The sequence below is a fragment of the Leifsonia sp. NPDC014704 genome, from assembly GCF_043083605.1.
Lineage (GTDB): Bacteria > Actinomycetota > Actinomycetes > Actinomycetales > Microbacteriaceae > Leifsonia.
The window spans coordinates 1,145,603-1,158,318 of the sequence record NZ_JBIBYW010000001.1; the positions used below are offsets into that span (position 1 = coordinate 1,145,603).

At 68.7% G+C, this 12,716-nt stretch carries 11 protein-coding genes; 1 reads left to right on the top strand and 10 read right to left on the bottom strand.

Going from position 1 to position 12,716, the window contains the following annotated elements:
• Positions 1 to 16: 16 nt before the first annotated feature.
• The 6 genes from smc to ACF1AJ_RS05640 all read right to left on the bottom strand — a co-directional run bounded on the left by smc (position 17) and on the right by ACF1AJ_RS05640 (position 8,887).
• On the bottom strand, positions 17 to 3,559 hold the full coding sequence (gene smc / locus ACF1AJ_RS05615) for a chromosome segregation protein SMC (protein WP_391506465.1): 3,543 nt from the start codon (positions 3,557 to 3,559) through the stop codon (positions 17 to 19).
• Positions 3,560 to 3,699: 140 nt separating this feature from the next.
• Positions 3,700 to 4,407 (bottom strand): ABC transporter ATP-binding protein, encoded by a 708-nt coding sequence (locus tag ACF1AJ_RS05620; RefSeq protein WP_391507443.1) that lies wholly within the window; start codon positions 4,405 to 4,407, stop codon positions 3,700 to 3,702.
• Entirely contained in the window at positions 4,400 to 5,311 is a 912-nt protein-coding gene (locus tag ACF1AJ_RS05625) for an ABC transporter ATP-binding protein (protein ID WP_391506466.1), read from the bottom strand. The genes ACF1AJ_RS05620 and ACF1AJ_RS05625 overlap by 8 nt, the downstream gene beginning before the upstream one ends.
• On the bottom strand, positions 5,308 to 6,543 hold the full coding sequence (locus tag ACF1AJ_RS05630; RefSeq protein ID WP_391506467.1) for a branched-chain amino acid ABC transporter permease: 1,236 nt from the start codon (positions 6,541 to 6,543) through the stop codon (positions 5,308 to 5,310). The genes ACF1AJ_RS05625 and ACF1AJ_RS05630 overlap by 4 nt, the downstream gene beginning before the upstream one ends.
• The gene (locus ACF1AJ_RS05635; protein ID WP_309858779.1) at positions 6,540 to 7,547 is read right to left on the bottom strand and encodes a branched-chain amino acid ABC transporter permease; all 1,008 of its coding nucleotides are present in this window, start codon (positions 7,545 to 7,547) and stop codon (positions 6,540 to 6,542) included. The genes ACF1AJ_RS05630 and ACF1AJ_RS05635 overlap by 4 nt, the downstream gene beginning before the upstream one ends.
• A 116-nt stretch (positions 7,548 to 7,663) precedes the next feature.
• Entirely contained in the window at positions 7,664 to 8,887 is a 1,224-nt protein-coding gene (locus ACF1AJ_RS05640; protein WP_391506468.1) for a branched-chain amino acid ABC transporter substrate-binding protein, read from the bottom strand.
• Between the two features lie 222 nt (positions 8,888 to 9,109).
• On the opposite strand from ACF1AJ_RS05640, the gene ACF1AJ_RS05645 reads away from it, so the two are divergent.
• Entirely contained in the window at positions 9,110 to 10,171 is a 1,062-nt protein-coding gene (locus ACF1AJ_RS05645) for a GNAT family N-acetyltransferase (protein ID WP_391506469.1), read from the top strand.
• A 140-nt stretch (positions 10,172 to 10,311) separates the two neighbouring features.
• Here the strand turns inward: ACF1AJ_RS05645 and mutM are convergent, their stop codons facing one another.
• The 4 genes from mutM to ACF1AJ_RS05665 are packed head-to-tail and all read right to left on the bottom strand — an operon-like array spanning position 10,312 to position 12,712.
• The gene (gene mutM / locus ACF1AJ_RS05650) at positions 10,312 to 11,238 is read right to left on the bottom strand and encodes a bifunctional DNA-formamidopyrimidine glycosylase/DNA-(apurinic or apyrimidinic site) lyase (protein WP_391506470.1); all 927 of its coding nucleotides are present in this window, start codon (positions 11,236 to 11,238) and stop codon (positions 10,312 to 10,314) included.
• Positions 11,216 to 11,929, bottom strand: a complete 714-nt coding sequence (gene rnc, locus ACF1AJ_RS05655; RefSeq protein ID WP_309858765.1) for a ribonuclease III — start codon at positions 11,927 to 11,929, stop codon at positions 11,216 to 11,218. The genes mutM and rnc overlap by 23 nt, the downstream gene beginning before the upstream one ends.
• 25 nt (positions 11,930 to 11,954) lie before the next feature.
• The gene (gene rpmF, locus ACF1AJ_RS05660; RefSeq protein WP_018190667.1) at positions 11,955 to 12,158 is read right to left on the bottom strand and encodes a 50S ribosomal protein L32; all 204 of its coding nucleotides are present in this window, start codon (positions 12,156 to 12,158) and stop codon (positions 11,955 to 11,957) included.
• Positions 12,159 to 12,160: 2 nt separating this feature from the next.
• Positions 12,161 to 12,712, bottom strand: coding sequence for a YceD family protein (locus ACF1AJ_RS05665; protein WP_391506471.1), 552 nt, complete (start codon positions 12,710 to 12,712; stop codon positions 12,161 to 12,163).
• Positions 12,713 to 12,716: the final 4 nt, after the last annotated feature.

Sequence of the window (12,716 nt, forward strand, 5' to 3'; positions counted from 1 at the left end):
GCCGCCTGCGCGCCTCCTAGCTCGCCTTCTCCTGCGCCACGCGCTGCCCCACGACCGCCGAGACGCCGTCCTGGCGCATCGAGACGCCGTACAGGGCGTCCGCGATCTCCATGGTGCGCTTCTGGTGCGTGATGACGATCAGCTGGCTGCTCTCGCGGAGGTCTTCGAAGATCGTGAGCAGGCGGCCGAGGTTGGCGTCGTCGAGCGCCGCCTCCACCTCGTCCATGATGTAGAACGGGCTCGGCCGCGCCTTGAAGATCGCGATCAGCAGCGCGACCGCCGCCAGCGATCGCTCGCCGCCGGAGAGCAGCGAGAGCCGCTCGATCTTCTTGCCTGCGGGCTTCACCGAGACCTCGATGCCGGTCGTCAGCAGATCGTCCGGATTCGTCAGGCTGATGCTGCCCTGGCCGCCCGGGAAGAGGATCGGGAAGACCTTCGTGAAGGCCTCTTCCGTGTCGGCGAACGCGGACTCGAAGATGGTCTGCATCCGCTCGTCGATGTCCTCGATGATCGTCAAAAGGTCCTTGCGGGTGTTCGTGAGGTCGGTCAGCTGCTCGGTGAGGAACTTGTGGCGCTGCTCGAGCGCGGCGAACTCCTCGAGCGCGAGCGGGTTGACGCGGCCCAGCTGCGACAGCTTGCGCTCCGCCGCGGCCAGCCGCTTCTGCTGCTGCTCGCGCGAGAACGGGACGGTCTCGACCTCGGCGACGGGCTCGCGTTCCTCGTCGCGCGCGCGGTCGACCGGCACCGGCACCTCCGGCCCGTACTCGGCGACCAGCACGTCCTCGACAAGGCCCAGCTCGCTGCCCGCCCGCTCCAGCAGGCTCGACAGGTGCAGCTTCTTCTCGTAGATCTGGAGTTCCAGGCCGTGCACCGACTCCGTGATGGCCTGCAGGCGCTCCCGCACCGCGTTCTCGTCGCGACGAAGCGTCGCGAGCTCCTCGTTGCGGCTCGCGCGCTCGGCCTCCGCGGTGGCGAGCTCCAGCCGCGCCTGGGCGACGGACCGGTCGACGGAGGCCAGGACGGCTGGGAGGGCGCCGATGACGCTCTGGGCCGCGTCCAGCTGGCGACGGCGGATGACCGCGCGCCGGGCGGCCTCCTCGGCGGCGGCACGCTCGGCCTCCATCCGCCGGACGAGCGCTTCCCCGCGGGCCTGCTCGGCGCGGACGCGCTCCTTGGCGGTCTCGACCGCCAGGCGCGCCTCGACCTCGGCTTCGCGGGCCGCATCCAACTCGGTGGAGAGGGCGTCGCGGGCGCTGACGTCGAGGATGGGGCGCGGACGCGACCGCGCGGCCTCCAGCTCCGCCTTCGCCTTCTCCGCTGCCTGCTCGGCCTCGGCGACCCGCTCGCCCGCCTGCTCGAGCGCCCGGCTGAGGCGGTCGAACTCGGCCTGGGAGGCCTCCAGCTGGACCTTGAGCCGGTTGACCTGCTCCGTCTGCGCCGCGAGCTTCGCGTCGAACTCCCGCAGGGTCGCGAGCGCGGCCTGCGACTGCTCTTTGGCGACCTGCAGCACGCCGCGCTGCTCAGCGAGGGCGAACTTCGCCCGGTCGATCAGCGAGGTGACCTCGGTGAGCCGCTCCTGGGCGGCGTCACGGTCGGCGATGAGTTCGATGCGGCTCTGCTTCGCGCCCGAGCCGCCCCGCAGCACGTGCTCGGTGAGGACGTCGCCGGTCGTGGTGATGATCGTGATCGGGCCGCCGGTCCCCCGGCCGCCGAACGCCTCGAAGGCACGCCGCGCGGAGTCCAGGTCGTCGGCGATGGCCGTGAACGCGAGGATGCCGCGGACGCCGTCGGGGGCATCCACCACACTGGTGGCCGGGACGACGCCGGCGACGCCGCCGAGGTCGACGTCGGCGGCGGGCGCGTCGGCGATGACGACCTCGACCCGGCCGAGGTCGTCGGCGGCCGCGTGCGTCACCGCGGCGACGGCAGCATCCCGATCGTCGGCGAGCACCGCATCGGCGAGGGTGCCGAGAGCCGCGGCGATGGCGGCCTCGTACCCGGGATGGACGCGGATGTGCTCGGCCACCAGCCCGCGCACGCCGGGCAGGCGCGCGGCGACGAGAGCCGACGATCCGTCCTTCTGGTCCAGCGCGAGCGAGAGGGCGCTGACCCGGGCGGCGAGGGCGTCCCGCTCGCGCTCCAGGGTGTGCAGCTCCTCGCGCAGCCGCTCGATCTCGCCCTCCGCCTCGAACACCGTCGCCTGCGCCAGCTCGTACGCCTCGTCGAGGTCGCCCTCTCCGACGTCCGCGGTCGCGGCTTCGGCCTCCCGGGCGGCGAACTCGGCGCGGGCGCGCTCGCGGCGCTCGGTCGCGGCATCCAGCGCGTTCTGCTGACGAAGCACCTCGCCGCGCACCGCGGCGAGACGCTGTGCGGCGGCATCGGCCTGGCCGTTGAGCTTCGAGATCTCCAGGTCGTGGCGTGAGACCAGAGCGCTCTGCGCAGCGATCTCCTCGTCGACCGCGTCCAGGCGCGACCGGGCGCTGCGCGTCGCCGCCTGCGCCGCCGTCCAGGCGGCCTCGGCGTCGACGACGACGCCGCGCAGGCGCTCGACCTCGTCGCGGGCGTCCTGCACGTTCTGCGGGGTCACGCTCGGGTTCGCGTCCGGCGCGTCGCCCTGGGTGCCGAGCAGCGCGACCCGCTGGTTGGCGAGGGTGAACAGCCCGCGCAGGCGCTCCTGCACGGACACCAGGGCGAAGGCGGTGCTGCGGGCCGCATCCACCGCGTCCCCCACCAGCGCCTGCTCCAGGCGCGTGCGGCGCAGCTGCTTCTGCTCCAGCTGCTCCTGCAGCACGATCTGCTCGCTGTGGCGCTCCGACTCGGTGCGGCCGTGGTCGTCGAGGGTGCGGCGCAACGTGACGACCTCGTCGGCGAGCAGCCGCGCTCGCGCATCCCGCACAATGGCGGCGATGGACTGCGCCTCGCGTGCGATCTCCGCCTGGTGCCCCAGCGGCTTCAGCTGTCGGCGCACCTCGCCGGCCAGGTCGCTCAGGCGGGTCAGGTTGGTCTGCATCGCCTCGAGCTTGCGGAGGGTCTTCTCCTTGCGGCGGCGGTGCTTCAGGATGCCGGCCGCCTCCTCGATGAAGCCGCGGCGGTCCTCGGGGCTGGCGTGCAGCACGGCGTCGAGCTGACCCTGGCCGACGATCACGTGCATCTCGCGGCCGAGACCGGAGTCGCTCAGCAGCTCCTGCACATCCAGCAGCCGGCACGACTGCCCGTTGATCGCGTACTCGCTGCCGCCGTTGCGGAACAGCGTGCGCGAGATGGTCACCTCGGAGTACTCGATCGGCAGCGCGCCGTCGGCGTTGTCGATGGTGAGCTGCACCTCGGCGCGGCCGAGCGGACCGCGCGTCGCCGTGCCGGCGAAGATGACGTCCTCCATCTTGCCGCCGCGAAGCGTCTTGGCGCCCTGCTCGCCCATCACCCAGGCGAGCGCGTCGACCACGTTCGACTTGCCGGACCCGTTGGGGCCGACGACGCAGGTGACGCCCGGCTCGAAGGCGAACGTCGTCGGCTGCGCGAACGACTTGAAGCCCTTGAGCGTCAGACTCTTCAAGTACACGCAGGCGAATTTACCGGACGTTCACGCCGCCGCCGCGCCGGAGCGCCGCACTACTCCCCTGCCGAGTACACGAAAACTGCACACCATCCGGGTGGACGGCGTGCAGTTTTCGCGTACTCGACGGTGGGTGGGAGGCGGGGTCAGGCGACGCCCAGGTAGGCCTCCTTGATGGCGGGGTCGGCGAGGAGCTCCTTGCCGGTGCCCGCGCGGGTGATCACGCCGGTCTCCAGCACGAAGCCGCGATTCGCGCGGGCCAGCGCCTGGTTGGCGTTCTGCTCCACCAGCAGGACCGTCGTGCCCTGCTTGTTGATCTCCGTCACGATCGAGAAGATCTGCCGGATGAACTGCGGCGCGAGACCCATCGACGGCTCGTCCAGCAGCAGGAGCCGCGGGTTCGACATCAGCGCGCGTCCGATGGCGAGCATCTGCTGCTCGCCGCCCGACATCGTGCCGCCCACCTGCGTCTTCCGCTCGGCGAGTCGCGGGAACAGCGCGAACACCCGGTCGAAGTCCTCGCCCATCTTGGAGCGGTCCTTGCGCCCGAACGCGCCCATGTCGAGGTTCTCCATGACCGTCATGCCCGGGAAGATTCCCCGGCCCTCCGGCGCCTGCGAGATGCCCCGGACGACGCGGATGTGCGCCTTCATCTTGGTGATGTCCTCGCCGTCGAAGAGGATGGACCCCTTCGACGGGTTCAGGATGCCCGAGATCGTCTTCATGGTCGTCGACTTGCCGGCGCCGTTCGCACCGATCAGGCTGACGATCTCGCCCTCCTCCACGGAGAAGGACATGTCGTGGATGGCCTCGATACGGCCGTACGAAACACTGATGTTCTTCAGCTCAAGCAACGTCATCTTCGGGCTCCCCGAGGTAGGCGGCGATCACGCGCGGGTCGTTCCGGATGGCCTCCGGAGTGTCGTCGGCGATCTTGCGTCCGAATTCCAGCACGACGATACGGTCGGTCACTCCCATGACCAGCTTCATGTCGTGTTCGATCAGCAGAACGGTGTACCCGTCGGCCCGGATGGTGCGGATGAGCTCCATGAGCTCCTCCTTCTCCGCCGGGTTGAAGCCGGCGGCCGGCTCGTCGAGGCACAGCACCTTCGGGTCGGTCGCGAGCGCGCGGGCGATCTCCAGCCGGCGCTGGTAGCCGTACGGCAGCGACCGGGACAGCGAGCCCGCCTGGTCGGCGATGCCGACGAACTCGAGCAGGGCCATGCCGCGCTCGATCGACGACTTCTCCTCGCGCGTGTGCCGCGGCAGGCGGAGCAGCGCGCCGGGAACCGACGTGCGGTGCCGCGCGTCCAGGCCGACCACGACGTTCTCCAGCGCCGTCATCTCACCGAACAGCCGGATGTTCTGGAACGTCCGGGACAGGCCGAGGCGGGTGATCTGATGCTGCTTGCGCCCCTTGATCGTCTGGCCCTCCAGCAGCACGTCGCCGCTGGTCGGCTTGTAGACGCCCGTCATGGCGTTGAAGCAGGTCGTCTTACCTGCGCCGTTCGGGCCGATGAGACCGAGGATCTCGCCGCGGCGGATGTCGAAGGTGACATCGTCGAGAGCGGTGAGGCCGCCGAACTTTACCGTCAGGTTGCGCACCTCGACGATGTTCTCGCCCACCTCGACCGCGATTTCGCGGTCGGGCGCTGCGGCCTCGGCGACCTCCAGGTCGATGCCCGCGGCCTCCAGCTCGTCCTCGTTCACGCCGAGGGCCGGCTCCTCCTCCGGAGCCGTATTCCGTGCGTCCGTCATCGTGCGCCTCCCTTCGCGCTGCCATCGGCATCCAGTGCTCCGCTGTCGACCGCCGGAGTGGCCCCGGTCCGCGGGCCGGGGCGACCCTTCGCGGCGTCCGCCACCCGGCGGTACGCGTGTCTGCCGTAGGCGAGCAGCTTCTGCCGCGCCGGGAACAGTCCCTGCGAGCGGAAGATCATGATGAGCACGAGCGCGATGCCGAAGATCAGGTACTTGTAGTCGGCGATGACGGTGAACCGCAGCGGGATGTACGCCACGATCGCACCACCGAGCATGGCGCCGACCTTGTTGCCGGCGCCGCCGAGGACGACCGCCGCCAGGAACAGGATCGAGGTCTGCACGTCGAACTTCTGGTTGTTCACGAAGCCGACCTGCCCGGCGAACAGCGCACCCGAGAGGCCGCCGACGCCGGCGCCGATCGCGAACGCCCACACCTTGTACTTGAAGGTCGGGACGCCCATGATCTCCGCCGCGTCCTCGTCCTCGCGGATCGCGACCCAGGCGCGGCCGACGCGGCTGCGCTCCAGGTTGCCGACCAGCAGCAGGATCACGATGATGACGGTGATCGTCAGCCAGTACCACGGCACGCCGTTGGAGTTGGAGAATATCGGGATGCCGTCGGCGTTCTCCCCGGGCGGGTGGCCGACGTTCTGGAAGCCGACCTGACCCTTCATCGCCGGAATGATCGTGGCGAGGATGCGGACGATCTCACCGAAGCCGAGCGTCACGATCGCCAGGTAGTCGCCGCGGAGGCGGAGCGTCGGGACGCCGAGGATGATGCCGAACGTCATGGTCACCGCGATGGCGACCGGGATCGTCCAGAGGTACGGGATCTTCACGAACGGCGAATCGGGGCTGGTCAGCATCGCTGCCGTGTAGGACCCGACCGCGAAGAACGCGACGTAGCCGAGGTCGAGCAGGCCGGCATAACCGACCACGACGTTCAGGCCGATCGCGATGAGCGCGTAGACCGCCATCGAGAAGCAGGCCAGCGCCCAGTCGTTGCCGGGGGCCGTCGAGAGCGGGAAGAAGTTCAGGTACGGCAGGGCGTACGCGAGCGCGACGACGATGAGAAGCCACGCCCACTGCACAGCGCGCGGCAGGTTGTTCCAGCGGTCGCGGAGCTGACCGAACGGGCCGGTGCTGCGCTTGCCGCGGGACGCTTCGAGAGCGTCGACGGCCTGCTCTTCGCGAGCATCGGGCAGGACCCTGGGTCCTTCTGACATGCTCATGCGCGGCTCCTTCCAAGCGAGGTGCCGAGAATGCCGCTCGGCTTGATGAGCAGCACCAGGACGAGGACCACGAAGGCCACGACGTCCGTCCACTGCGAGTCACCGAGCAGGATCTGCCCGTAGTTGCCGATGACGCCCAGCAGCAGACCGCCGAGCAGCGCGCCGCGGACGTTGCCGATGCCGCCGAGGACAGCCGCCGCGAACGCCTTGACGCCGAGGATGAAGCCGCCGTTGTAGATCACGCCGGAGGGGACCAGCATCACGTAGAACAGCGCCGCGGCGCCGGCGAGGATACCGCCGGTGATGAAGGTGATCTGGATGATCCGCTCCTTGTTGACGCCCATCAGCGTCGCGGTGTCCGGGTCCTGCGCGACCGCGCGGATGCCGCGGCCGGTGCGAGTGCGCCGGATGAACCAGTCGGTCGCGATCATGAGGATCACCGACGCGATGACGATGATCAGCTGCTGGCTGTTCACGATCGTCCCGAACACATCGAAGATGGGCTGCGGGATGAACATGGTCACCGAAGGCTCGGCGTTCGCGCCACGGATCAGGAAGATCCCGTACTGGATCGCGAACGAGGCGCCGATGGCCGTGATGAGGAACACCAGGCGTGGGGCGTTGCGTTTTCGCAGCGGCCGGTAAGCGACGCGTTCCAGGAGCCATGCCGTGACGGCCGAGGCCAGCACGCCGACGATGAGCGCCAGGATGAGGTCCCCGATGATGGCGCCGGCGCTCAGATTCGGCGCGCTCGGACCGAAACCGAGCGTCGTGAGGGTCACGACGACGCCGTAGGCGCCGACGATGAAGACCTCGGAGTGGGCGAAGTTGATCAGGTTCAGCACACCGTAGACCAGCGTGTAGCCGACGGCGATGAGACCGTAGACCGCGCCGAAGGTGAGCCCGTCGAACGTTGCGCTCCAGAAATTCTGGACCAGTGCGTTGACGTCGAAATTGATCCAGGAGCTGTCGAGGGCGGGATGAAGGAGGAGGGTTTCGAGCATTCGAGCATCCAGGGTTCAGTGCCGGATCTCCGTCGATCCGGCGAGCAAAGCGAGCGTAGTCGAAAAACGAGGGTGCCGCGGGCCGTCGTGTCCCGCGGCACCCTTCAGGTGTCGCCTCAGCCGATGGTGCCGATCGGCACGATCTTGCCGTTCTCGACCTTGTAGCCGTAGACGGCCGGCGCCTGGAGCTCACCGGTGGAGTCCCACTTGTAGTGCTTGCTCAGGCCGTCGGCGTCGTAGTCCTTGACCCACGACAGCAGGTCGGCGCGGGTCGTCTTGCCCTTGTCGATGCCGGCGAGGAGGACGGTGGCCGCGTCGTATCCCTCGATCGAGTAGGTGCCCGGCTCGGCGCTCGCGAGCTTCTTGTAGGCGGACTCGAAGTCGGGGATCAGCTCGCCCGGGATGCAGGGGCAGGTGAAGTACGCGTTGCCGGAGGCGTCACCGGCCAGCTTGATGAACTGGTCGTCCTTCACACCGTCCGGGGCCACGAACGTGCCCTTGTAGCCCTTGTTGACCAGCTGCTGGTCGAACGGAGCACCCTCCGCATAGTAGCCGGCGTAGTAGACCGCGTCGGGCTTCGCGTTGATGATCTTGGAGATCACCGCGGAGAAGTCCTTCTGGCCGGTGGTCACCTTGTCGGTGCCGACGAGCGCGTCGCCGAGTGCCTTCGAGGTCTGGGTGCCCAGGCCGATGCCGTAGTCGGAGTCGTCCTGGACCAGGTAGACCTTCTTGGCCTCCAGCTTGTCCGTGAGGAACTTGGCGGCGGCGGGACCCTGCACGGCGTCGTTGCCGAGGCCGCGGAAGAAGGTCTTCCACCCGTTCTGCGTCAGGCCCGGGTTGGTGGCCGACGGCGTGATGTGGACGAGGCCCTGCTGCTCGAAGATGTTGCCGGTGGCCTTCGACTCACCCGAGAACGGGAGGCCGACGACGCCGACGATGTCCGACTCGTTCACGGCCTGGGTGACCGGGCCGGTGGCCTTGTTCGGGTCGCCCTCGGTGTCGAACTTCTTGAAGCCGACCTGGCATCCCTTGTTGGCCTGGTTGTGCTGGTCGATGGCCAACTGAATGCCGTTGTAGATGTTGATACCGAGCTGGGCGTTCGGGCCCGTCTCCGCACCCACGTAGCCGATGGTCAGGCCAGCAGGACAGGTGGCCTTTCCGTCGCCCGCGGGGAGCACTGCGTCCTTGGGGACATCGACCGACGTGATCGCCGGGATGTCGACCTTCGACGAGTTGCCGTTGGTGGATCCTCCCGTGGACGGCTGGTTCGCACATCCCGCGAGGAACAGTGCGACTGACGCTGCAACAGCCGCACCGATGGTGACTTTCTTCCGTAGCATCTTCTGCCTCTCGACGTTAATCCGTCACGAACTCGCCGTTTTCGCCGGTTCGTGCCACGAATATGTGTGCTGAGAATACAGGGCTCGCAACGTTTTGCAACCACGATCGGAACGCAGATTTACACGATCGAAACCAAACCGTGCGGGATCCTTCACACCGCGCCGCGGGCCTGGGTAGGCTGATCCTTCGGCGTTGAACGGCTCGAGGAGGTGTCCGATCGGATGCGTGTGACCCGGCTGGAGATCCCCGACGAACTCGGCACCTCCGATTCGGCCGCGTTCGAGGAGCTGGTGGGTATCCTCAATGGCATCGTCGTCGATCTGTGGGGCGACGACGACTTCGTCGAGACCGCCGAGCAGGCACTGGCCGCGTACCGGGAGCAGGACTACGTCGAGCGGATCGTCTTCGTGGCGATCGAGGAGGGCGCGATCGTCGGCCGTGTCGAGGCGATCTTCCCGCTGGATGAGGACTCGGAGACCGTGTCGCTGCTGGTCGATGTCGTCCCTGCGCTCCGCGGCCGAGGAATCGGCTCTGCGCTGCTCGAGAAGGGCGAGGAGCTCGCCGCGGAAGGCGGCCGCCGGATCATCTCGACGTACACGGAGCACCCCGTCCGCACTCTGGAGGGAGCCGACCGTTTCGTGCGAGCGCCCGCGGGCGCGGCCGGCCTGCCCGCGACGTCACGGGATGTGCGCTTCGCCCTGCGCCACGGGTTCCAGCTGGGTCAGATCGAGCGGTCGAGCGAGCTGCACCTGCCGCTCCCGCCGGAGCGCGAGGCCGGACTCACCATGACGCTGAACGGCTTCCGCCTCGTGTCGTGGTGGGGGGCCGCCCCGGACGACCTGCTGGAGCGATTCGCAGCGATGAAGGCCCGGATGTCGACTGACATCCCGCAGAGCGGCATCGCCGTCGACCCGGAGGACTGGGACGGCGAGCGGGTGCGGTCGCAGGAGCGCACACTCGTCGCCCGCGGTGAGCCGCTGCTCGTGACCGCCGCGGTCCACGTGGCGACCGGCGAGATCGCGGCGTACACCGAGCTCGCGGTCCCGGCCGACGGCACGAAGGCCGAGCAGTACGACACACTCGTGGCACGCGCGCACCGCGGTCACCGGCTCGGCACCGCCGTGAAGCTGCGGAACATCCAGGAACTCGGCCGGCGCGCTCCGCACATCCGCCGCATCCTCACCTGGAACGCCGACGAGAACGACCCGATGCTGGCCATCAACCGCGCTTTCGGCTTCCGGCCCCACGCGCTCACCGGGCACTGGCAGAAGACCCTCGGCTGATCGGCGGCCCTGCGCGAACGGAGGCGTTCACGGGCGAACGGGCGCCGGTTACCTCCGTTCTCCATGCCGTCTCGGCGCGTCGCGCGGAAACACCTCCGGTTTCCGCTTCGACGGAGGGATCGGAGCGGGGGCTCCGGCGGTCAGGTCGCGGCAGCAGGCATGGACGGGGACCGCCGCAGCCGCTGGCAGTGCGGGCAGAAGTGGGAGCCGCGGTTCATGAACTGCTCGCGCACGATCAGCGTGCCGCAGCGCGGGCACGGCTGACCCTGACGGCCGTAGGCGTTGAGGCTGTGCGAGAAGTACCCCGAAGCGCCGTTCACGTTGACGTACTGGGCATCGAAGCTGGTGCCGCCCTCGGCGAGGGCCTTCTCGAGCACGTGGCGCACCTCCGCGAGCAGCGTCCGCACCTTCGCGCGACTGAGCGAGTTCGCCGGCTGGGCGTAGTGGATGCGCGCGGCCCACAGCGCCTCGTCCGCGTAGATGTTGCCGATGCCGCTGACCAGCGTCTGATCGAGCAGCGCGCGTTTGATGCCCGTGTTCTTGCGGGCGAGCGCAGCGGCGAAACCGGCGTCGTCGAAGGCGGGATCGAGCGGGTCGCGGGCGATGTGGGTCACCTGCGTCGGCACGAGCGCCTCATCGGTGCCCAGACCACCCGGCGCGCCGTCCGCCGTGGCGACGAGGGAGTCGACCGCCATCGAACCGAAGATCCGCTGGTCGACGAAGTGCACCCACAGCTCGCCGTGCAGAGGATGTTCGACGTGCAGCCGGATGCGGAGCAGTCCTGCCTCGTCGGTCCCGGGCTCGCGCAGAAGGATCTGGCCGCTCATCCCGAGGTGGGCCACGATGGCGCGTCGCGGGACGCCGGCGAGAGGGATCCACAGGAACTTGCCGCGCCGGACCGGCTGCTCCATCACCCGTCCGGTGAGCAGCGTCTCGAAAGCGCCGGCAACCGGATCGTGGCGCTTCAGCGACCGCGGCTCGAAGACCTCCACGCCGAGGATGGTCGCGCCGGTGACCGCGGGTGCAAGACCCGCGCGGACGACCTCAACCTCGGGAAGCTCGGGCACGTCGTCTCGTCAGTTCCGTCCACGCGCTCAGCGCAGCGGCCATCTCGGCCTGCTTCTTGCTCGTGCCCTCGCCGGTGGCCGTGACGAGACCCCCCACCTCGACGGTGGCGTGGAACGTCTTGGAGTGGTCGGGTCCGGAGTTGGTCACCGTGTAGACCGGCAGTCCGGCGCCGCGGTGGGCGGCGACCTCCTGCAGGCTGGTCTTCGGGTCCATGGCGGCGCCGAAGCGGTCCGGGTCATCGAGCAGCGGCTCGATCAACCGCAGCACGAGCGCCGTCGCGGCATCGCCTCCGGCATCCAGGTAGGTGGCGCCGATCAGCGCCTCGACGGTGTCGGCGAGGATGGACGCCTTCTCGCGGCCGCCGCTCTGGTTCTCGCCGCGTCCGAGTCGGAGGTACTCCCCCAGCCCGATGCCGCGCGCGACCTCGGCCAGCGCGACAGAACTCACCAGACTGGCACGCCGCTTGGCGAGCTCGCCCTCATCGAGATGAGGATTCTCGCGGAACAGCTTGACCGTCACGGCCTGCCCCAGGATCGAGTCGCCGAGGAACTCGAGGCGCTCGTTGTTGGGGATGCCGCCGTGCTCGTACGCGTACGAGCGATGGGTCAGCGCAAGCTCGAGAAGCTCGGGGTCGATGTCGACCCCGAGCTTCTCCAGAAGTGCGGTGCGGTCAGTATTCTCTCCGACCACAGCGTTCACCGATCGTCAGCGACGATCAGACGTCGGCGACCTTGCGGCCCTTGTACTCGAGGAAGAGGGCGGTGCCCGCAGAGTCCTCGACGACCTTCGCGCGGTGCGGGAGGCTGTAGGTGACCTTGCCGTTCTCGATCGTCTTGACGAGCGTGGGGACCTCAGCCTTCCACTGCGAACGACGGGCGTGGGTGTTGGCGCGCGACTGCTTCCGCTTCGGGACGGCCATGACTATCTCTTCTCTGTGTTCGGTCGGGGTTCATCGGTGTCGGAAGCCTGGAAGGCCGCAAGCGCAGACCAGCGCGGATCGATGATCTGCGACGGCTCGCGGTCCGGTACATCCGCCAGCCTCTCCCCGGTCTCGGGGTCGAGACCCGGGCAGTCCGGCCGGCACACCGGCTGGAACGGCAGTGCCAGCACTACCGCATCCCTGATCAGAGGTTCAAGATCCACGTGGTCGTCGTGAACCTCATGATCGAAAGCTTCGTCAGAAGAATACGCGAAAAGTTCTTGGAAATCGACTTGGACAGGCTGCTCGATGTCGATCAGGCACCGGCCGCACACGCCGATGGCCGTCGTCTGGGCGTCGCCCGTCGCGAGAATCCCCTCGTGCATCGACTCCAGTCGGAGGTCGAGATCGATGGTCCCGCCCTCTGGGACGCTGATCAGGCCCTCGCCGAGTTTCTCCGCCACAGGGATGGTGATGCGCTGTTCGCGCATCGTGCCTGGGCGGCGGATGAGGTCGTACACATTGACGGTGTACGGCGAGTTCTTGGTGGTCACGAGC